A 19,911-nucleotide genomic window follows, 5' to 3' on the forward strand; every position below is an offset into this window, starting at 1 on the left:
CCTTCCGTGCACCCGCACGACGGCCGTCCCGCACACCGCGGCGACGGGCGACGGGCGCAGGGGCTCACGCCGTCCGCGCCGTGCCCGTCCCCTTCTCCGCGTCCAGCGCGTACACGCAGCGGTCCTTGCTGCACGCGTACACCACGCCGTCGCGGACCACCGGGGAGCCGGTGATCTCGCCGCCGGTCGCCAGCTTCCAGCGCAGCCGGCCGTCGTCGGCCTTCAGCGTGTACAGCAGATGGTCGGTCGAGCCGAAGTGGATACGGCCCTCCGCGACCGCCGGGGCGCCCACGATGTCCCCGCCCGCCTGGAAGCGCCACTTGGGCGTGCCGGTGACCGCGTCCAGGGTGTACAGGCCCTTGCCGCTGCCGACGTGGACATGGCCGGCGGCCACCAGGACGGGGTCGACGGACGAGCGGGCCTCGGTGGCGATGCGCCAGCGGTCGCGGCCGTCGGTGGCGTCGATGGCGTAGACCGTGCCGAGGTAGTCGGCGAGGTAGACGCCGCCGCCGGTGACCGCCGGGCCGGGGACGAAGGCGGGCGGCGACAGGAAGACCGCCGGGGCCTCGAAGTGCCAGCGCACCATGCCGCTCGCCACGTCGACGGCGAGGACGCGGGTGCCGGCGGAGAGGTAGACGTAGCCGTCGGAGGCGGGGGTGACGCGGACCGGGACGCCGCCGCAGGAGGCCGTGTCGCCGATGGGGTAGGACCAGCGCTCGTCGCCCGTGCGGGCGTCCAGGGCTCTCAGCCGGGCGTCCTGCCAGACGAAGACCGTGCCCTCGTGCAGGGTCGGGCCGGCCTCCGGGGACTCGAAGTCGGTCTGGCAGCCGGAGATCTCCCAGAGCTTCTGCCCGTTGGAGGCCTCCCAGGCCTGGACGCCGCCGCCGCGCGTGCCGGTGACGACCGTGCCCCGGTCGGCCTTGAGCGAGTACACCCAGGCCTCCGTCGACAGCCGCCACAGGTCGCCGCCCTCGCGGGCGTCCAGCGCGAACAGGGTGGGACCGTCGGAGGCGTGGACGCGGCCGTCCGCGACCGCCATGGACCAGGCCACGTCACGGGTCTTGAAGCGACGGCGGCCGGTGGCCACGTCCAGGGCGTGCACCTCGAAGGAGGTGACGTAGACCAGGTCGCCGGCCACCGAAGGAGTCCCCCACACGTCGTTCGACATGCGGAAACGCCAGGGACGCCAGCCCGCCGGGGTCTCCGCGGGCGCCCCCTGGGCGGCCGGGACGGCGGTGTCGGCGCCGTTGACGCCGGGGCGCGGGCGGGACCAGCTGGCGACCAGACCGGGCTCGGCCACCGGCGCCTTCGCCACGGCCGTGGCCCGGACGTCGGCGACCCGCGGACCGGGCCCGATCGGCACGGCCCCGCCCGCCAGCCGGACGGGACCGGTGTCGGGGGCGCCGACGGCCACGGGTGGCTGGGCCGGCCGGGCGAGAACCACCGGATCGTGGGACGGCGGAGGCGGCACGGCCGGTACGGCGCCCCGGCCCAGTCCCACGCCGCCGCCACCGCCGAGACCGCCGCTGCGCGGGCTCGCGGGCGCCGGCTTGGACGGACGGCCGCCGCGGCGCGTCTCGATGAGGGCGACCGCCTTCTCGGGCAGCCACGCCGACGCCGTACCGCTGTCGTCGGAGCCGGAGCCGAAGAGGTGGGGGGCCAGCTGCGCCTGGAGGTCGGCCGGGTTGGGACGGGCCGTGGCCTCCATCTGCATACAGGACTCGATGAGCGGACGCAGCTCGTCCGGCAGGCCCTCCAGGTCCGGGCCCTCGCGCAGCAGCATGAAGACCGTCTCGACCGGGTTGGCGCCGTGGAAGGGCGGGTGGCCGGTGGCGGCGAAGACGAGCATCGAGCCGAGCGAGAAGACATCGCTCGCGCCGGTCACGCTGCGCGAGTCCTTCGCCTGCTCGGGCGACATGTAGGCGGGGGTGCCGACGGCCACGTTCGTCATCGTCAAACGGGTGTTCGAGACGCCGGACGCGATGCCGAAGTCGATCACCCGGGGCCCGTCCTCGACCACGAGCACGTTGGACGGCTTGAGGTCACGGTGGACCAGCCCCGCGCCGTGGATCGACTGGAGGGCCTCCGCGACGCCGGCCGCCAGCCAGCGCACCGCCTGGGCCGGCATCGGCCCGCATTCGTTCACTATCTCTTCGAGGGAGGGCGCGGGAACGTACGCGGTGGCCAGCCACGGCACGGCGGCGCGCGGATCGGCGTCGACGACCGCGGCCGTGTAGAAGCCGGAGACCGCCCTGGCCGCCTCCACCTCGCGCGTGAAGCGCACGCGGAAGAGCTGGTCCTCGGCGAGCTCCGTGCGGACCGTCTTGATCGCCACGCGCCGGCCCGAGGCCGAGCGTGCCAGGTAGACCAGCCCCATGCCGCCGGCACCCAGCCGTCCCAGCACCTCGAACGGCCCGATCCGCCGAGGATCGTGCTGCGTCAGCTGATCCACCACTTGCCTGCCACCTCCCCGTACGAGCCGCGCCACCCACTTGTGTACACGGCCCCGTGCAGCGTCTCACCACCGCACCGCCATGGCGGCACGCACCCCGATTCTTCCTGGCCGGGCGGCCGGTTGCGAACCCGGGGGCAAACGGGGTGTCTCATTTCATATGCGGGCAAAAAATCCTCACCGCCGGACAAACCCGCCGGTGAGGCGGCCGCTCAGCGCTGAAGCAGCGCGAACGACGCCCCCTGATTGTCGGTGACGACGGCCACCGTGCCGTACGACGCGGTGAACGGCCCCGCCTGCACCCGCCCGCCGAGCCGGCTCACCGCGCCCAGCGCCGCCGCGCAGTCCTCGACGCCGAAGTGGACGAGGAAGTGCGGCGGCATCATCTCCGCGAAGACGTCGGTGACCGGGGCGCGGCCGAAGTCGGGGGCGGCGCCGGGGCCGAAGAGGGCCTCGTGGAAGAGGTGCCCGTAGAACGTGTTGGCGGCCTCGGTGTCCCGGGCGTAGAGCTGCGCCCAGGCGAAGGCGCCGGCCCGGTGACGGACGCCGAAGCCCGGATGGCGGTCGGGCTGCCAGAGGCCGAAGACGGCGGCCTCGGGGTCGGCGGCGAGGGCGGCGACCCCGAGCTCCCCGACCGGCAGCGGGGCCATCACCACCTGGCCGCCGGCCGCCCGGATCCGCCGGGAGGTCGCCTCGGCGTCCGGAGTGGCGAAGTACACGGTCCAGACGGTGGGCATCCGGCCGTCGGTCTTGTGGGCCAGCGCGGCGACGGGTTCACCGTCCAGTCGGGCCCACACGGAGTTCCCCAGGCCCTCCGGCCGCTCCTCGAAGGTCCACCCGAAGAGCTCACCGTAGAACCGTTTGCCCGCGTCCACGTCGGGAAGCTGGGCGTCCACCCAGCAGGGGACGCCCTCTGCGTACACCGATGCCCTGTTTTCGGCCATGGAGCCAAACTAACGGCGCTTCACGCAAGCCGCAGACCAGGCACAGCCGCCTGCGGACCCCTCCGCACCCCATTTGCAGTCGGCCGAATCGCGCTCCGATCACCCCTCGGTAAGCTGACGACATGACAGGACAAGTGCGTACCGTCGACGGCCGCGTTGCCGGTCGGCGCGGGCAGGCGACGCGGCAGAAGCTGCTCGACTGCCTCAGCGAGATGCTCAGCTCCTCTCCGTACCGGGACGTCAAGGTCATCGATGTCGCCCGGAAGGCGGGCACTTCACCCGCGACCTTCTACCAGTACTTCCCGGACGTCGAGGGCGCCGTCCTGGAGATCGCCGAGCAAATGGCCGCCGAGGGAGCCGAGTTGACCGAACTGGTCGCGGGGCGCTCCTGGGTCGGCAAGGCCGGCTGGCAGACGGCGCAGGAACTCGTGGACGGCTTCCTGGAGTTCTGGCGGAAGAACGACGCGATCCTCCGGGTCGTCGACCTGGGCGCGGCAGAGGGCGACAAGCGTTTCTACAAACTCCGCATGAAGATCCTCAACTCGGTGAACAACTCCCTGTCGGACGCGGTCGCGGAGTTGCAGTCCAAGGGCCGGGTCGACAAGGACGTGAACCCGGCCGCGGTGGCCGGCGCGCTCGTCGCGATGCTCGCGGCGGTCGCCTCCCATCAGAAGGGCTTCCAGACCTGGGGCGTCAAGCAGGCCGAGCTCAAGCCGAACCTCGCGCTGCTGGTGCACCTGGGCATCACCGGCAAGAAGCCGACGAAGTAGCGAAGCAGCCTCCGGCTCACCGTTCTTACGACCAAGTCCTGTCTGTCGGGCGGCGGTTCACCCGGTCCTTGGTCGGGTCGGGCCGCCGCCCGCCGCGCTATGCGGGCAACGCCCGGTCCTTCACCACGTGCTTCATCACCAGCGTCGACGTCAGCCGCTGCACGCCCGGCAGCGTGGCGAGCCGCTCGTCGTAGAGCCGCTGGAAGGCCGCGAGGTCGGCGGTGGCCACCCGCAGCAGGTAGTCGGGCTCCCCGAACAGCCGCTGCGCCTCCAGCACGTGCTCCACCTCGCCCACCGCCCGCTCGAACTCGGCGACCGTGTCCCGGTCCTCCTGCCGCATGGAGACGAAGACCAGCGCCTCGAAGGTCAGCCCGACGGCGGCCGGCTCCACCACCGCCCGGTATCCGCTGATCGCCCCGGAGCGCTCCAGTTCCCGCAGCCGCCGGTGGCACGGCGAGACGCTCAGCCGGACCCGCGCGGCCAGCTCGGTCACGGTCAGCCGTCCGTCCTGCTGCAGCTCGGCAAGAATCTTCCGGTCAACGTCATCCATGAGGGAGATCTTCCCCCAAGCATCCGCGTTCCGTGAAAACATCGGGAACACTTTCGGCCGCATCGCGCCTAATGTCCCCATCATGGACTTGGCCATGCTGCTTTCCTTCCTCGCCGTCGACCTGCTGCTGGTCTGCGTGCCGGGCGCCGACTGGGCGTATGTGATCTCCGCCGGGCTGCGCGGCCGCTCGGTGGGCACGGCGGTCGGCGGCCTGGTGAGCGGGTACGCCCTGCACACGGCGCTGGCGGCGGCCGGCCTCGCGGTCCTGGTCGCGGGCTCGCCCGCCCTGCTCACCGCGCTGACGGCGGCCGGGGCGGCCTACCTGGTGTGGCTGGGCTGGGGAGTGCTGCGGCGGCCGGGGACGCCGGAGGCCGGGGAGGCGCTCGACACCGACGGGACGGGCGGGACGCGGGTGTTCCTGCGCGGCGCGGCGATCAGCGGGCTGAACCCCAAGGGCCTGCTCCTCTACCTGTCGGTCCTGCCGCAGTTCCTCACCACGAGGGACGGGGACGGCCGCCTCCCGGTCGCCGCGCAGACGACCGTCCTCGGGCTGCTGCACATGGCGTGCTGCGCCGCCGTGTACCTGACGGTGGGCGTCCTGGCCCGCAGGCTGCTGGGCGCCCGTCCGGCGGCGGCCCGCGCGGTGACCCGCACCTCGGGCGCGGCGATGCTGGGCATCGGGGCGTTCCTGCTGATCCAGCGGGCCTTCTAGGGTCTTTCGTTCTGATCAGGCCGGATCGGGGGCCCTGGGGGTGAGACGGAACACCCGGATCTCCCGCTCCACCCGTGCCTGGTACGTCGCGTACGGCGGCCAGAAGGCCAGCAGCTCCTTCCACGCCGCGGCCCGCTCCTCCCCCGTCAGGAGCCGGGCGGTCACCGGGACGTCGGCGCCCTTCCAGCTGATCTCGGCGTCCGGGTGGGCGAGGAGGTTGGCGGTCCAGGCGGGGTGCCCGGTGCGGCCGAAGTTGGAGCCGACGAGGAGCCAGCTCCGGCCGTCGGGCCCGGGCATGCAGGCCAGCGGCGTCCGGCGGGCGGCGCCGGTCCTCGCACCGGTGGCGGTCAGGATCACCCCCGGCAGCATCTGCGCGCTGAGCAGCACCTTTCCCCGGGTGAGGCGGTGGACGGCCCGGTCGAGCGCGGGGATCACATGCGGGGCGACCTTCGCGAAGCCGCGCGTCGAGGACACCTTCTGCACCATCCGGACCCCGATCACACCGTCACCTCCGCCCGCTCGAACAGGGCGGCCCGCTCGGCGGCGTGGGCGCGCAGCCGGTGCACGGGCCCGAACAGCAGTTCGTCGCCCGCGGCCCGCTTGAAGTACAGGTGGGCCTCGTGCTCCCAGGTGAATCCGATCCCGCCGTGCAGCTGGACGCCCTCCGCGGCGGCGAGGCGCAGCGCCTCCAGCGCCTGGGCCAGCGCGAGCCCGCCCACGCGTGCCTCCCCGCCGCCCGGCGCCGCGGTCGCCCACGCGGCGAAGTACGCGGCGGACCGGGCGGCCTGCACGCCCACGTACACATCGGCCAGCCGGTGCTGCACCGCCTGGAAGGACCCGATCACCCGCCCGAACTGTTCCCGTTGCTTGAGGTACTCGACGGTCCGCTCCAGCGCCCGGTCGGCGGCCCCGACGGCCTCGCAGGCGAGGAAGGCGGCGGCGAAGTCGCCGGCGCGGGCGAGGGCGCGGGAGACGTCCACGTCCTCGCCGCCCAGCAACTCGGCTTCGACGTGCCGCAGTTGGACCCGCGCCTGCGGCCTGGTCGCGTCGAGAGCGGTCTGCCGCGTCCGTACGACCCCGGCGGCGTCGCCCGCCACCAGGAACAGCAGGGTCCGGGACCGTACGAACCCCCCGGTGTGCGCGGCGACGAGCAGCAGGCCGGCGCTGTGCCCGTCGAGCACCTGCACGGCCTCCCCGTACAGCCGCCAGCCGCCGTCGGCCCGCCGGGCCTGCACGCCCCCCGCGCGTCCCCCGCCGGACCAGTCACCGCCGCCCGGCCCGGTCAGGGCGAGGGCGGTGGCGAGGGCGGTCGCGGGGACGGCGAGCGCCGCGGTCAGGGCGCCGTCGGCGATGCGGGGGAGCAGACGGGCGCGCTGGGCCTCGGCGCCGAGGGCGAGGATCAGGGGCGCGGCGAGGACGGCGGTCGCGAGCAGCGGGGTGGGGGCGAGGGCCCGGCCGGTCTCCTCGGCGGCGAGGGCGAGGTCCGTGAGGGAGCAGCCGACGCCGCCGTACTCCTCCGGGAGGGCGAGTCCGGGCAGGCCGAGCTGTTCGGCGAGGGCGGCCCACAGGGCGGGGTCGTGTCCGGCGGGGGCGGCGAGGGCGGCGCGGAGCTCCTCGGGGCCGCAGCGTTTGTGGAGCAGCTCCCGCAGGGTGCGGCGGATGTCGTCCTGCTCGGCGGTGAAGCCGGGGTCCATGGCTGCCCCTTCCTCCGGATCTGACGGTCCGTCATATTAGGAGTCCGGGAACGAGATGCACAGAGGAAGGTGGCCCCTCATGACAGCGGGGACCCGAAAGGCGGCCGTCGTCGGCGTGGCGCTCTCCGACTGCGGCCGGGTGGACGACACGACCGCGTACGCCCTGCACGCCCAGGCGGCCCGCCGGGCACTGGCGGACGCCGGGCTCGACCGGTCGAGGGTGGACGGCTTCGCGTCCGCGGGGCTCGGCGCCCTCGCCCCGGTGGAGGTGGCCGACTACCTGGGTCTGCACCCCACCTGGGTCGACTCCACCTCGGTGGGCGGCGCGACCTGGGAGGTGATGGCGGCGCACGCGGCCGACGCGATCGCCGCCGGACACGCGAACGCGGTCCTGCTGGCGTACGGCTCGACGCCCCGGGCGGACATCAGGGCGGGCCGCCGCACCGGCACCTTCGCCTTCGGCGCACGCGGCCCGCTCCAGTTCGAGGCCCCCTACGGCCACACCCTGATCGCCAAGTACGCGATGGCAGCCCGCCGCCACATGCACCAGTACGGCACGACCCTCGAGCAGTTGGCGGAGGTCGCGGTCCAGGCGAGGGCGAACGCGGCGCTGAATCCCGAGGCGATGTTCCGCGACCCGGTCACGGTCGACGACGTCCTGTCCGGCCCGATGATCGCCGACCCGTTCACCAAACTCCACTGCTGCCTGCGCTCCGACGGCGGCGCGGCCGTGCTGCTGGCCGCCGAGGAGTACGTACGCGACTGCAGAACGGAACCGGTGTGGATCCTGGGAACGGGGGAGCACGTCTCGCACGCCGCGCTGTCCGAGTGGGACGACTTCACGGTCTCCCCGGCGGCGGTGAGCGGCCGGCTGGCGTTCGAGCGCGCGGGCCTGCGCCCCGACGAGATGGACTTCGCCGAGATCTACGACGCGTTCACGTACATGACGCTGGTGACCCTCGAGGACCTGGGCTTCTGCGCGAAGGGCGAGGGCGGGGCGTTCGTGGAGAAGGGCCGGCTGCGGGTGGCGGGAGGTGAGCTGCCCGTGAACACGGACGGAGGCGGCCTGTCCGCCCAACACCCGGGCATGCGGGGCCTGTTCCTGCTGGTGGAGGCGGTACGGCAACTGCGGGGGGAGGCGGGTGCCCGGCAGGTGCGCCCACGGGACCCGCGACACGGGGACGTGCCGCGCCTCGGGGTGGTGTCCGGGACGGGCGGCTGGTTCTGCTCGTCGGGGACGGTGGTCCTGGGCCGGTGAAGCCCGGTGAACCCGGGCGGGTCCGCGGCCGTATTCGGTGACGGCAACCTTCGAGCGTTCCGCGGCGACTGACGAGGTGGACGCTCTCACCCCCGGAGCCCCGTCCGACCGAAGGACTCAGCTGTGACCTCCCCTTCGCACCGCCGCTCCCACCCCCGGCGGCACACCGCGCTCGTCTCCGCCGTCGCCGTGGCCGCCGTCGCGCTGGTGGTGTCCCTGGTCGTGGCGTTCCGCCCGGGCAGCGGCGGCGCCGACGACGTGAAGGACGCGGCGCCGGTCGCCGGCGCCCGCACGAGCGGTTCACCGACCGCGACGGCGGCGGCCTCCGCGTCACCGAAGCCCTCCGCGTCGCCGAGCCCCTCGGGGTCGTCCCCCGGTGCGACGGCCGGCGCGTCCGCGTCTCCCTCGCCCGCCCGGAGCGTCGCGTCCGCGCGCCCCTCGGCCGCCCCCGCTCGCAGGGCGTCGTCCGCCACGGGGCCCCTGGCCGGACGCATCAGCCCCGGGACCGTCTACACGGGCGTCGCCACCTCCTACGACATCGGCGACGGCAACGGCGCCTGCTCCTACGGTCCGACCTCCGACGTCATGACCGCGGCGATGAACACCGCCGACTACGAGACGTCCAAGGCGTGCGGCGCGTACGTGTCCGTCCGTGCCGCGGGCGGGGCGTCCGTCACGGTCCGGATCACCAACGAGTGCCCGGCGCCCTGCCGGCCCGGTCAGATCGACCTCAGCCGGCAGGCCTTCGCCGAGCTCGCCCCGCTCTCCGCGGGCCGGATCCCGATCACATGGAGCCTGCTGAGCCCGGCCACGACCGAGACGATCTCGCTCCGCTACAAGACCGGCTCCACGCGGTACTGGTGCGGCATCCAGGCGATCGGCCACCGCAACCCGCTGGCCCGGCTGGAGGTCCGCGCCGACGGCGGCTGGATCCGGCTGGCGCGCACCGACTACAACTACTTCCTCTCCGAGAACGGCCGGGGGTGCGGGGGCGCGATCAGGCTCACCGACGTCCACGGGGAGCAGCTGACGGTGGAGGGGATCGCCGTCCGTCCGGAGACGGTGCAGCCAACCGGGGTCCAGTTCGCCCGGCACTGACCGGATACTCGGTGCATGGCCAAGGATCTTCATGAACTGCTCAGGACGCTGCGGGTGTGGGACCCGGAGGTGACGCGGCTGCCGCCCTTCGACCCGGCGTCGGCCCCCGGCGACCCCCTGACCCTCTTCACGGAGTGGTTCGCGCAGGCGGTCGCGGCCGGGCAGACCGAGCCGCACACGATGACGCTGTCGACGTCGGACGCGGAGGGCCTGCCGGACGCCCGCATCGTGATGCTGCACGGCGCCGACGCGGACGGCTGGTCCTTCGCCACCCACGCCACCAGCCGCAAGGGCCGTCAGCTCGCCGCCCGCCCGTACGCGGCCCTCACCTTCTACTGGCCGGTGCTCGGCCGCCAGGTCAGGGTCCGCGGCCCGGTCACGTCCGCCCCCTCCGAGGAGGCCCAGGCCGACCTGCACGCCCGCTCGACCGGCGCGCTGGCCGCCGCGCTGACCGGACGGCAGAGCGAGGTCCTGGCCTCGACGCAGGAGTTGACGGCCGCGTCGGAGGCCGCCTGGGAACACGCCCGCCAGAACCCCACGGCCAAGTCCCCGACCTGGACGCTGTACCGACTGCGCCCCGACGAGGCGGAGTTCTTCCAGGGCGACGGCGCCCGCCGTCACGCCCGCCTGCGCTACTACCGCTCGGGCAACGCCTGGACCACGGACCAGCTGTGGCCCTGAGCCGACCGGGCGACGATCGTGTGGACGCCGCCCGCGCCTACGCGAACGCGTACACCGCGAAGTCGGCCACCGGGCGGTAGCCGATGCGCTGGTAGAGGCCGTTGCTCGTCGGGTTCGCCAGGTCGGTGAAGAGAAGCACCTGCGCCGCACCCGAGTCCCGGGCCACGCGGCTCACCTCGGTGGTCGCCGCGCCCGCGTAGCCGTGGCCGCGCAGCCCGGCAGGAGTGTAGACGGGGGCCACCCTGATCTGACCGGCCACCTCCGGGGTGGCGCCCGCCATGGAGACGGGGGCGCCGTCGGGCGTCTCCCAGAGGGTGATCCCGCCATGGGCGATGCGGGAGTCGGCCCAGGCGCCGGCGTCCTGCACGGGGTGCGCGCCGGCCTCGTCGCAGAACTCCCCGTACCAGCGCGCGAGCAGGTCGCGGTCGGCCGCGGCGGCGACACGCGCCCGGCCCGCCGGGACCGGCGCCGCAGGCGTCAACTCCTCCAGTCGGTACAGGCGTTGCGATTCGGTCAGGCGGGACGCCCGGCCCGTCCGCCGCTGCCAGGCGTCGGCGAACGCGGCCGCGGTGGCGCGGTCGGCGGAGACGCCGGGCAGCGGGTGGCCCACGGCCGCCAGGGTCGCGGCGAGGCCGTCGGCCTCCGCCTCCGTCAGGGGCGTGAGGTGGATCCGGTGCGGGGGCGTCCGGAAGAACACCCCGCGTACCCCGCCGCCCCCGCCGTCCGCGCCGCCCCCGCCGTCCGCGCTCAGCACGCCGAAGAGGGGGTCCTCGTCGCCGTACACGTGCGGCCCCCTGCGCCGCAGGCTGTCGGCGACGGTCAGCGGAACCGTGTGCAGGGCTGGGCGGGAGGCCAGGAACTCGCCGGCACGGGCGAGGAAGGCGTCGAGGTCGTGGGTGAGGTGCCAGTCGTGAGGGCGCATGCCCCATCGTCGCGCGTGGGCGCCGCCCGCCGCCTGCCCATTACCGCGCGCTCACGGGAACTCCGGCTCCGGGTCCGTCGCCAGCCGGGCGTGCAGGTGGACGTCGCGGAAGGCGTCCCTGCGGCCCTCCTCCCACATCGCCCCGCGCAGGGTCCCCTCGTACCGGAACCCGCAGCGCTCGCCGACCCGGCAGGAGGCGCCGTGGCCGAGGGCGTGGCCCAGTTCCAGCCGGTGCAGGCCGAGTTCGGTGAACGCCCACCGCGCCGCGAGCAGCAGGGAGCGGGTGGCGACGTGCCGGCCCCGCGCCTCCGGCAGGACCCAGTAGCCGACCCTGGCGAAGCTCGGCACGAGTTCGATCGCGCTGACGCCGACCTGTCCGAGGATCGTTCCGTCGGCCGCGTCCGTGACGCAGAACGTCATCGCGCGTCCGGCGGCGGCGTCCGCCTGCTTGTTCTCCAGGGACGCCCGCGCGCTCGCGGTGTCCGAGACCGTCCGCAGCGGCGTGTTCCAGCGCAGGAACTCCGGGTCGACGAGTCCGCGCCGCCAGGCGTCCACGTCGGCGGCGGACTCCGGCTCCCACACGCGCAGCCGCAGTCCGTGGCCGTCGAGGACGGGCGAAGCGGACGTCACGGGCGGCGTGGCGGGCGGCTGCGCGGCGGGCGTCCCGGCGGGCGTCGAGGAGGGCTCACGGATATCGGTCATCCGATCATTGAACACCTGTCCGGCCCGGCGCGGGCGGCCCTTCGGCCGACGGCCGGAACACGGGCGCCCCGTCCCGGAAGGCGACCGTCAGCGCCATCCCCACGCGCGGCTCGGCCGCCCCCACCAGCTCCGTCGGCATCCGCGGCCCTTCGGCGAGGTCGACCATCGCGGCGACGTACGGTGTGCGCTCCCCGAAGGGCGGCAGGTCGTTGCGGTGGACGACGGACCAGGTGTGGAGGGTCGCCCGGCCGCTCGCGTCCTCCCAGGTCACGTCCTCGCTCCAGCAGTGCGGGCAGAACTCGCGCGGATAGTGGTGGGCCCGCGCACAGACTTCGCAGCGCCGGATCAGGAGGCGGCCCTCGGCGGCCGCCTCCCAGTACGTACGGGTGAAGGCGTCGGCCTCGGGCAGGTCGTGCCGGGCGGCCGACCCCATCAGAACCACCCCAGCGCGCTGTCGAGCGACCACGTCTGCCACGCCATCCCGCCCAGCCCCACCGCCGAGATCAGCGCCATCATCGAGTTCTGCCCCTGCTCGGCCCAGTCGTGGATCATGAGAACGAGGTAGACGAGGTTGAGCAGCAGGCCGCCGGCCAGGGCGATCGGGGTGAGGAAGCCGAACACCAGACCGAGGCCGAGCGCCAGCTCCGCGTAGACCACCACGTACGCCATGACGCGCGGGCGCGGCCGCACCACCACGGCGAAGCCGGAGCGGACCGCGTTCCAGCGGTGCTTCGCCGCGACGTCCGCCGCCCATGCGATGCCGGAGCCCTCGAACCAGCTCTTCTTCTCCTTGTGCCGCCAGCTCTCCAGCCACCACAGCCCGAGCCCGATCCGCAGCACCGCCATCCACTCGGCCCCGTCCAGCCAGATCGCATCCATGCATCTGACGGTACGTCAGATAACGGGGTCCGGGAACCCCGCGCGTTCGCCGCGCGGGACCACCGCACGCCCGCCGCGCACCCGCCGCGCAGTGCCCCCTGTCTTCGCCTTTCGCGCACGCCGAAGTGGCCTGCGTCACCGGATCCGCACCCTCCTCCCCCACACGTGATCGATCCGCAACCAATTCCGGTCTTGACCGAGACCCATCAACGGTCCACGTGATTACGCTCGCGCTCATGGAAGACTCCGCACCGCGCCCGGCCACCCAGGCGATCACCACCGCGAACCCGGCCGACCGTCCCGTCTACGTCATCGGCGGCGGCCCCGGCGGGCTCGCCACCGCGTACGCGCTGCGTGCCCAGGGCATACGCGCGGTCGTCGTGGAGAAGGCCGACGCGGTCGGGGCGTCCTGGCGGCGCCACTACGACCGGCTGCACCTGCACACCACCCGCCGGCTGTCCGCCCTGCCGGGGCTGAGGATGCCGCGCCGGTTCGGGCGGTGGGCGGCCCGCGACGACGTGGTGCGGTACCTGGAGAAGTACGCGGAGGTCCACGAGCTCGAGATCGTCACCGGCGTCGAGGTCTTCCGCGTCGAGCGCACCGCCGACGGCGCCGGCTGGCTGCTGCACGCCACGGGCGGGCGCGAACTCACCGGCTCGGCGGTCGTCGTCGCCACCGGCTACAACCACACCCCCCATCTGCCGGACTGGCCCGGCCGCGAGGACTTCGCCGGCGAGCTGACCCACGCGAGCGCCTACCGCGACGGCACGCCCTACGCCGGCCGGGACGTCCTCGTCGTCGGCGTGGGCAACACCGGCGCCGAGATCGCCGTCGACCTGGTGGAGAGCGGGGCCGGGCGGGTGCGGCTGGCGGTGCGCACGGTCCCGCACATCGTGCGCCGCTCGACCGCCGGCTGGGCCGCCCAGTACAGCGGAATCCTCGTCCGCCGCCTCCCGGTGCGACTCGTCGACCGGATCTGCCGGCTGATGGCGAGGGCGAGCGTCCCCGACCTGTCCGCGCACGGGCTGCCCCGCCCCGACACCGGGCTCTACACCCGGGCCAGGCGGGGCGCGATCCCGGTGCAGGACGTCGGTCTCATCGACGCCGTGCGCAAGGGCCGGGTGGAGATCGTGGCCGCCGTGGAGGGCTTCGAGGACGGCGGCAAGGTCGTGCTCGCGGACGGTTCCCGGATCTCCCCGGACGCCGTCGTCGCGGCCACCGGGTACGTCCGCGCACTGGAGGGACTGGTCGGCCACCTCGGCGTGCTCGACGACGAGGGCAGACCCGTCGCCCACGGCGCCCGCTCCCCGAAGGAGGCCCCCGGCCTCTACTTCACCGGTTTCACCACCCCCATCAGCGGCACGCTCCGCGAGTTGGCGATCGACTCCCGGAAGATCGCGAAGGCCGTGCGCCGCACCCGCCGTTGACCATCTGTAACTACCGGTAACTTCCTTGATTTCGCTGCTCGTTACACCTGTGTCGGATGTGACGAGAACGTTGTCGTGCGCCCGGGCTCGGAGCCAGAATGTGAGCCCTGTTCACCTTTTCGGCTCCACCCACCTCTCGCTCCCGAAGCTCGACGGAGGACGCACGTGGCAAGTGAAAGACAGCAGCCCCCCGGGATGTCCCGCCGGTCCCTGCTCGGCCGTACGGCCGCGGTGGCCGCCGGGGCCACCGCCCTCACCGCGACCGCCGCCGGCCCGGCCGCCGCGGCCGCACGGGAGGTGGACGTCGCGATCGTCGGCGCCGGTCTGGCCGGCCTCACCGCGGCGCGCGACCTGGTCGCCGCCGGCCGCACGGTCGCCGTCCTGGAGGCCCGCGGCCGCGTGGGCGGCCGGGTCGTCAACCTCCCCCTGGCGAACGGCGGGGTCACCGAGGGCGGCGGCGAGTTCATCGGCCCCACCCAGGACCGCATCAAGGCGCTCGCCGACTCCCTGGGCGTGGCCACCTTCGCCACCTACAACACCGGCAAGAACCTCCTCTACAAGGACGGCAAGAAGACCCCGTACGCCACCGACGGCCTGCTCGGCTCGGTCCCGCCGATCGACGCGGCCGGCCTCGCCAACGCGGCGATCGTGCAGGCATCGCTGGACGACATGGCCAAGACGGTCCCGGTCGACGCGCCCTGGACCGCCGCCAAGGCCGAGGAGTGGGACCGGCAGACCTTCGAGACCTGGCTGCGCGCCAACGCCGTGATCCCCTCCGCGAAGTTCCTGCTCGACGTGGCCTGCACCTCGATCTTCTCGGCCGAGCCCCGCGAACTCTCGCTGCTGTTCGTGCTCTTCTACATCGCCGCCGCCGGCAACGCCTCGACCCCCGGCACCCTGGAGCGCCTCACCGAGACCGCGGGCGGCGCCCAGGAGCTCCGCTTCGTCGGCGGCTCCCAGCAGGTGCCGATCAGGCTCGCCGCCACGCTCGGCGACCGGGTGGTGCTGAACGCCCCGGTGCGCACGATCGCCCGGTCCGGCGCCCGGTACGTGGTGACGGCCGACGGGGTCACCGTCACCGCCAGGAAGGTCGTCGTCGCCGTGCCGCCGCCGCTCGCGGCCCGCATCTCGTACGACCCGCTGCTCCCCGCCGCCCGCGACCAGCTCACCCAGCGCCTGCCGATGGCCTCGGTCGGCAAGGCGATCGCGATCTACGACACCCCCTTCTGGCGGGCCGACGGCCTCAACGGCCAGGTCGTCAGCGACACCGGCGTGGTCAGCTCCACCTTCGACAACTCCCCGCCGGACGCCTCCTACGGCGCGTTGATGGGCTTCATCGAGGCCGACGAGGCGCGGGCCTACGACGCGGCGAGCGAGGCGGAGGTCAGGGCGGCCGTACTGAAGGACTACGTGACGTACTTCGGCGCGAAAGCGGCCTCCCCCACGTCGTTCGTCCTGCAACGCTGGAACAACGAGGCCTACACCCGCGGCGGTCCGGTCTCCATCGCCGCGCCCGGCGTCCTGACCCAGTACGGTCCGGCCCTGCGCGAGCCCGTCGGCGGGATCCACTGGGCCGGGACGGAGACGTCCGTCCACTGGATGGGCTTCATGGACGGAGCGGTGCGCTCGGGCGAGCGCGTGGCGACGGAGGTGCTGGCGGCGCTGTAGGGCGCCGGTGCGGGTCCGCTCCTTTCTGTGTGCACGACCATTCCTGACGGACCGTCAGCTATGTAACCTGACAGAGCGTCAGTTACTTGACGGTCACTCATGGCAGTCACACAGGAGCGGGCGGACCGATGCTTGGATCAACCCACGGCACCCTCACCACCGACTCCCGCCGGACCCGGGTCATCGCGTGCGGCGAACAGCCCGGGCCCGCAGTCCACGGCCGGCCGGCCGAGGCGGACGGCCTCGACGTCAGCGGCCGTCCGCTCTATGCGGACGTCCCCGATCTGGACCGGTTCTTCCGGCCCGGGTCCGTCGCGGTCGTCGGCGCCTCGGACGCCGAAGGACGCCCGAACACCGGTGTCACCCGGCAACTGGTGAGCTGGGCGGAGCGGGTGGGGGCGCGGCTGCATCCCGTGCACCCCACCCGCGAGAGCGTGTTCGGACTGCCCTGCGCCGCGTCCGTGGCCGACCTGCCCGAGCAGGTCGACCTGGCCGTGCTGCTGGTCGCCGACCCACTGCCGGTGATCGAGCAACTGGCGCAGGCCAAGGTGAAGTTCGCGGTCGTCTTCGCCTCCGGTTTCGCGGAGACCGGCGAGGAGGGCGCGGCCGCGCAGGAGCGTCTCGCGACGGCCGTGGAGCGCTCCGGTCTACGTCTGCTCGGCCCCAACACCAACCTCAACGCCTTCGAGCGGTTCCGCGACGACCTCACCGGGCCCGCGATCGCGCTGATCACCCAGTCCGGTCATCAGGGCCGCCCGGTCTTCGCCCTGCAGGAGCTCGGCGTGCGTCTCTCGCACTGGGCGCCGACCGGCAACGAGGCCGACCTGGAGACCGCGGACTTCCTCTCCTACTTCGCCGAACTCCCGGAGGTCGGCGCGATCGCCTGCTACATCGAGGGCCTCAAGGACGGCCGGTCCTTCCTCCTCGCCGCCGACCGGGCCGCCCGGCGCGGGGTGCCGGTGGTCGCGGTCAAGGTGGGCCGCACCGACACCGGCGCGCGCACGGCCGCCTCCCACACCGGCAAGCTGACCGGCGCGGACGAGGTCGTCGACGCGGCGATGCGCCAGTACGGGGTGATCCGCGTCGACGGCCTGGACGAACTCCAGGACACCGCGGCCCTGTTGGCGCGGGCACGTCCGCCGCGGGCCTCGGGCGTGGTGATCTACTCCATCTCGGGCGGCACCGGCGCCCACGCGGCCGACCTGGCCACGGCGGCGGGCCTGGACCTGCCGACCCTGTCGAGGGCCAAACAGGCCGAACTGCACCAGTGGATCCCCACGTACCTGAACGTGGCCAACCCGGTGGACAACGGCGGCCACCCGGTCGGCGACGAGCGCGGCCGGAAGATCATCGACGCGATCCTCGACGACCCGGAGGTGGGCGTCCTGATCTGTCCCGTCACCGGGCCCTTCCCTCCCCTCAGCGACCGTCTGGTCCAGGACCTGGTGGACGCGGCGGAGCACACGGACAAACTGGTGTGCGTGGTGTGGGGGTCCCCGGTGGGCACGGAGGCGGCCTACCGCGAGGTGCTGCTGGGCTCCTCCCGGGTGGCCACCTTCCGCACCCTCGGCAACTGCGTCTCTGCCGTCCGCGCCCACCTCGACCACCACCGTTTCGTGACCGGCTACCGCTCCCCCTTCGACCAGGCGCCGCGCACCCCGTCCCCGTCCTTCCGCAAGGCCCAGCTGCTGATGCGGCCCGGACAGCAGCTGAGCGAGCACGCGGCGAAGCAGCTGCTGCGCGCGTACGGCATCCGGGTGCCGCGCGAGCAGCTGGTGACCAGCGCGGCGGCGGCCGTGCGGGCGGCGGGCCTGGTCGGCTACCCGGTGGTGATGAAGGCGTCCGGCGCGCAGATCGCCCACAAGACCGAGCTGGGCCTGGTGAAGATCGGCCTGACCTCGGCGAGCCAGGTCCGCGACGCCTACCGCGAGCTGACCGACATCGCACGCTACGAGGGCGTCGCGCTGGACGGCGTCCTGGTGTGCCAGATGGTCGAACGGGGCGTGGAGATGGTGGTGGGCGTGACCCACGACGACCTGTTCGGCCCCACGGTCACCGTCGGTCTGGGCGGGGTCCTGGTGGAGGTCCTGCGGGACGCGGCCGTGCGCGTCCCGCCGTTCGGCGAGGACCAGGCCCGCGACATGCTGACGGAACTGCGCGGCAGAGCGCTGCTGGACGGCGTGCGCGGCCGCCCCCCGGCCGACGTGGACGCCCTCGTCGAGGTGATCCTGCGCGTCCAGCGCATGGCGCTGGAACTGGGCGACGACCTCGCCGAACTCGACATCAACCCGCTGGTGGTGCTGCCCTGGGGGCAGGGCGCGGTGGCCCTGGACGCGCTGGCGGTGTGCCGGTGAGGGCCGCCGCGCGGCCGGGCGACGCCGACGGCATGAGAGCGCTCGTCGCCGCAGGGGCGGCGGGTCCGCCCGAGCGGACCGGCGACCGCGCCGAGCGGACGCCGCCGCCCCCGCCGGCGGCCGAGGGCCGGCTGCCGTAGCCGAAGAAGGTCGATCCGCTGCCGAAGACCGTCGATCCGCCGGCCGGCTCGGCGCGGGCCGATCCCGACGCCGATCCTGACGCCGAGCCGACGCCGAGCCGGGGGGCGAGCCCGCCCGCGTACGGCCCGACCGTGTGAGAACGGAGCATGAGCATGCCCGAGCCGTCGATACGCCACCGCACCGACCACCACGTCACCCGTCTCACCCTGGACCGTCCCGAGGCCCTCAACGCCCTCACCCCGGACCAGCGCGACCGTCTGATCGCGCTCCTCGACGAGGCCTCCGCCGACCCGGACGTGCGGGCGGTGATCCTGACCGGCACGGGTCGCGGCTTCTGCGCGGGGGCGGATCTGCGCGGCGGCTCCCCGCCCGGCGAGCGGATCCCCGGGGACGTCGCCCGCACCCTGCGGCTGGGCGCCCAGCGCCTGGTCGCCGCCGTCCTCGACTGCGAGAAACCGGTGATCGCCGCGGTGAACGGCACGGCCGCCGGCCTGGGCGCGCACCTCGCGCTGGCCTGCGATGTGGTCCTGGCCGCCGAATCGGCCCGCTTCATCGAGGTGTTCGTCCGGCGCGGCCTGGTCCCCGACGGCGGCGGCGCCTATCTCCTCCCCCGCCTGGTCGGCCCCCAGCGCGCCAAGGAGCTGATGTTCTTCGGCGACGCGCTCACCGCGGCGGACGCCGAACGCCTGGGCCTGGTCAACCGGGTGCTCCCGGACGGGGAGCTGGACAAGACGGCCGGCGAGTGGGCGGCCCGTCTCGCCGCCGGCCCGACCCGCGCCCTGGCCCTCACCAAGCAACTCGTCAACGCCTCCCTGGAGTCGGACCGCGCCACGGCCTTCGCCGCCGAGGCCACCGCCCAGGAGATCAACATGACGACGACGGACGCGGCGGAGGGCGTGGCGAGCTTCGTGGAGCGACGCGCGCCGAAGTTCCGTGGACGGTAGGGATCAGACGCCGGCCGGCCGGAGAATCCGCAGTCCGATGCGATGCGGACGCAGCTCACCTCACCTCGTGCCCCTTCCCATCTGACATACCGTCAGCTTCAATGGGGGCATGATGGGACACGCGGGAATGGCGGCCGCGGCCGTCCGTTATCTCAGGGCGGAAGGCCCGGTCGAGGCGCTGCCGCGCCCTGAGCTGCGCTGCGTCCGCGAGGACGAACGGGCGCCGGTGGACCAGGGCGAGTTCCGGCGGGTGCTCTCGAGCTTCGCGTCTGGCGTGACCGTCGTGACGGCGCCGACTCCGCAGGGCCCCGCGGGCTTCGCCTGCCAGTCCTTCTCCTCGCTGTCCCTCGACCCGCCCCTGGTCGCCTTCATGGTCGGCCGCACCTCCACGACCTGGCCGCGCATCGCCCGCGCGGGCGTCTTCTGCGTCAACGTCCTCAGTGCCGGCCAGGGGCCCCTGTGCCGTGCCTTCGCGGCCAGCGGCACCGACAAGTTCGCGGGCGTCGAGCACGACGCGGCCCCGGTCTCGGGGGCTCCCCGTCTCGCCGGCGCCCTCGCCTGGATCGACTGCGCGATCCACGCCGTCCACACGGGGGGCGACCACCTCATCGTCGTGGGCCGGGTGAACGCCCTGGGGACGGGCGGGGGCGCGGACGAACCGCCCCTGCTGTTCCACCGGGGCCGGTTCCTCTGATCGACCGCCGGAGCCAGCCGC

Annotated in this window: 19 protein-coding genes; 10 read left to right on the top strand and 9 right to left on the bottom strand. The window is 73.9% G+C overall.

The features are described 5' to 3' along the window. Positions 1–64: 64 nt before the first annotated feature. Both afsK and kbpA read right to left on the bottom strand, forming a co-directional pair. Positions 65–2,455: a protein serine/threonine kinase AfsK gene (afsK, locus tag ACZ7DE_RS16215; RefSeq protein WP_470761588.1), complete on the bottom strand. Its 2,391-nt coding sequence runs from the start codon at positions 2,453–2,455 to the stop codon at positions 65–67. A 209-nt stretch (positions 2,456–2,664) separates the two neighbouring features. Continuing rightward, the gene (gene kbpA / locus ACZ7DE_RS16220) at positions 2,665–3,396 is read right to left on the bottom strand and encodes an AfsK-binding protein KbpA (protein ID WP_470761589.1); all 732 of its coding nucleotides are present in this window, start codon (positions 3,394–3,396) and stop codon (positions 2,665–2,667) included. A 134-nt stretch (positions 3,397–3,530) separates the two neighbouring features. Between kbpA and ACZ7DE_RS16225 the strand changes: the two genes are divergently transcribed. Continuing rightward, entirely contained in the window at positions 3,531–4,166 is a 636-nt protein-coding gene (locus tag ACZ7DE_RS16225; RefSeq protein WP_329417080.1) for a TetR family transcriptional regulator, read from the top strand. Positions 4,167–4,263: 97 nt separating this feature from the next. Here the strand turns inward: ACZ7DE_RS16225 and ACZ7DE_RS16230 are convergent, their stop codons facing one another. Next, entirely contained in the window at positions 4,264–4,716 is a 453-nt protein-coding gene (locus ACZ7DE_RS16230) for an Lrp/AsnC family transcriptional regulator (protein ID WP_057601080.1), read from the bottom strand. Between the two features lie 82 nt (positions 4,717–4,798). Here ACZ7DE_RS16230 and ACZ7DE_RS16235 point away from each other — a divergent pair, with 82 nt between their 5' ends. Further along, positions 4,799–5,428: a LysE family translocator gene (locus tag ACZ7DE_RS16235; protein WP_470761591.1), complete on the top strand. Its 630-nt coding sequence runs from the start codon at positions 4,799–4,801 to the stop codon at positions 5,426–5,428. 15 nt (positions 5,429–5,443) lie between these two features. Here the strand turns inward: ACZ7DE_RS16235 and ACZ7DE_RS16240 are convergent, their stop codons facing one another. Then, entirely contained in the window at positions 5,444–5,929 is a 486-nt protein-coding gene (locus ACZ7DE_RS16240; protein WP_470761593.1) for a nitroreductase/quinone reductase family protein, read from the bottom strand. Beyond that, on the bottom strand, positions 5,926–7,122 hold the full coding sequence (locus tag ACZ7DE_RS16245) for an acyl-CoA dehydrogenase family protein (protein ID WP_470761595.1): 1,197 nt from the start codon (positions 7,120–7,122) through the stop codon (positions 5,926–5,928). Before ACZ7DE_RS16245 ends, ACZ7DE_RS16240 begins: the two co-directional genes overlap by 4 nt. 79 nt (positions 7,123–7,201) lie before the next feature. Between ACZ7DE_RS16245 and ACZ7DE_RS16250 the strand changes: the two genes are divergently transcribed. The 3 genes from ACZ7DE_RS16250 to ACZ7DE_RS16260 all read left to right on the top strand — a co-directional run bounded on the left by ACZ7DE_RS16250 (position 7,202) and on the right by ACZ7DE_RS16260 (position 10,159). Next, positions 7,202–8,380: a thiolase C-terminal domain-containing protein gene (locus ACZ7DE_RS16250; protein WP_470761596.1), complete on the top strand. Its 1,179-nt coding sequence runs from the start codon at positions 7,202–7,204 to the stop codon at positions 8,378–8,380. Between the two features lie 123 nt (positions 8,381–8,503). Beyond that, on the top strand, positions 8,504–9,478 hold the full coding sequence (locus tag ACZ7DE_RS16255; RefSeq protein WP_470761598.1) for an expansin EXLX1 family cellulose-binding protein: 975 nt from the start codon (positions 8,504–8,506) through the stop codon (positions 9,476–9,478). A gap of 15 nt (positions 9,479–9,493) precedes the next feature. Further along, complete coding sequence (locus ACZ7DE_RS16260) at positions 9,494–10,159, top strand: pyridoxine/pyridoxamine 5'-phosphate oxidase (RefSeq protein ID WP_470761600.1); 666 nt, start codon at positions 9,494–9,496, stop codon at positions 10,157–10,159. A 37-nt stretch (positions 10,160–10,196) separates the two neighbouring features. Here the strand turns inward: ACZ7DE_RS16260 and ACZ7DE_RS16265 are convergent, their stop codons facing one another. From ACZ7DE_RS16265 to ACZ7DE_RS16280, 4 genes are read right to left on the bottom strand one after another with little or no spacing between them, the layout of a single operon-like run. Continuing rightward, positions 10,197–11,081 carry a GNAT family N-acetyltransferase gene (locus ACZ7DE_RS16265; RefSeq protein WP_470761602.1) on the bottom strand — a complete coding sequence of 295 codons (885 nt, stop codon included), beginning with the start codon at positions 11,079–11,081 and terminating at the stop codon, positions 10,197–10,199. 51 nt (positions 11,082–11,132) lie between these two features. After that, positions 11,133–11,783, bottom strand: coding sequence for a GNAT family N-acetyltransferase (locus ACZ7DE_RS16270; RefSeq protein ID WP_470761604.1), 651 nt, complete (start codon positions 11,781–11,783; stop codon positions 11,133–11,135). A gap of 4 nt (positions 11,784–11,787) precedes the next feature. Next, a complete protein-coding gene (locus ACZ7DE_RS16275) occupies positions 11,788–12,216 on the bottom strand; it encodes a Zn-ribbon domain-containing OB-fold protein (RefSeq protein WP_470761606.1) in 429 nt (142 codons plus the stop codon). After that, positions 12,216–12,662 carry a DoxX family membrane protein gene (locus ACZ7DE_RS16280; RefSeq protein ID WP_470761607.1) on the bottom strand — a complete coding sequence of 149 codons (447 nt, stop codon included), beginning with the start codon at positions 12,660–12,662 and terminating at the stop codon, positions 12,216–12,218. Before ACZ7DE_RS16280 ends, ACZ7DE_RS16275 begins: the two co-directional genes overlap by 1 nt. A gap of 236 nt (positions 12,663–12,898) precedes the next feature. Between ACZ7DE_RS16280 and ACZ7DE_RS16285 the strand changes: the two genes are divergently transcribed. The 5 genes from ACZ7DE_RS16285 to ACZ7DE_RS16305 all read left to right on the top strand — a co-directional run bounded on the left by ACZ7DE_RS16285 (position 12,899) and on the right by ACZ7DE_RS16305 (position 19,890). Continuing rightward, a complete protein-coding gene (locus ACZ7DE_RS16285; RefSeq protein WP_470761609.1) occupies positions 12,899–14,089 on the top strand; it encodes a flavin-containing monooxygenase in 1,191 nt (396 codons plus the stop codon). 195 nt (positions 14,090–14,284) lie between these two features. Further along, positions 14,285–15,757, top strand: coding sequence for a flavin monoamine oxidase family protein (locus tag ACZ7DE_RS16290; protein ID WP_470762043.1), 1,473 nt, complete (start codon positions 14,285–14,287; stop codon positions 15,755–15,757). 128 nt (positions 15,758–15,885) lie between these two features. Then, positions 15,886–18,111 (top strand): acetate--CoA ligase family protein, encoded by a 2,226-nt coding sequence (locus tag ACZ7DE_RS16295; protein ID WP_470761611.1) that lies wholly within the window; start codon positions 15,886–15,888, stop codon positions 18,109–18,111. Between the two features lie 293 nt (positions 18,112–18,404). Beyond that, positions 18,405–19,196: an enoyl-CoA hydratase/isomerase family protein gene (locus ACZ7DE_RS16300; protein WP_470762045.1), complete on the top strand. Its 792-nt coding sequence runs from the start codon at positions 18,405–18,407 to the stop codon at positions 19,194–19,196. A gap of 112 nt (positions 19,197–19,308) precedes the next feature. Next, entirely contained in the window at positions 19,309–19,890 is a 582-nt protein-coding gene (locus ACZ7DE_RS16305; RefSeq protein WP_470762047.1) for a flavin reductase family protein, read from the top strand. Positions 19,891–19,911 lie beyond the last annotated feature (21 nt).

The sequence above is a fragment of the Streptomyces sp. NPDC037083 genome, from assembly GCF_055606485.1.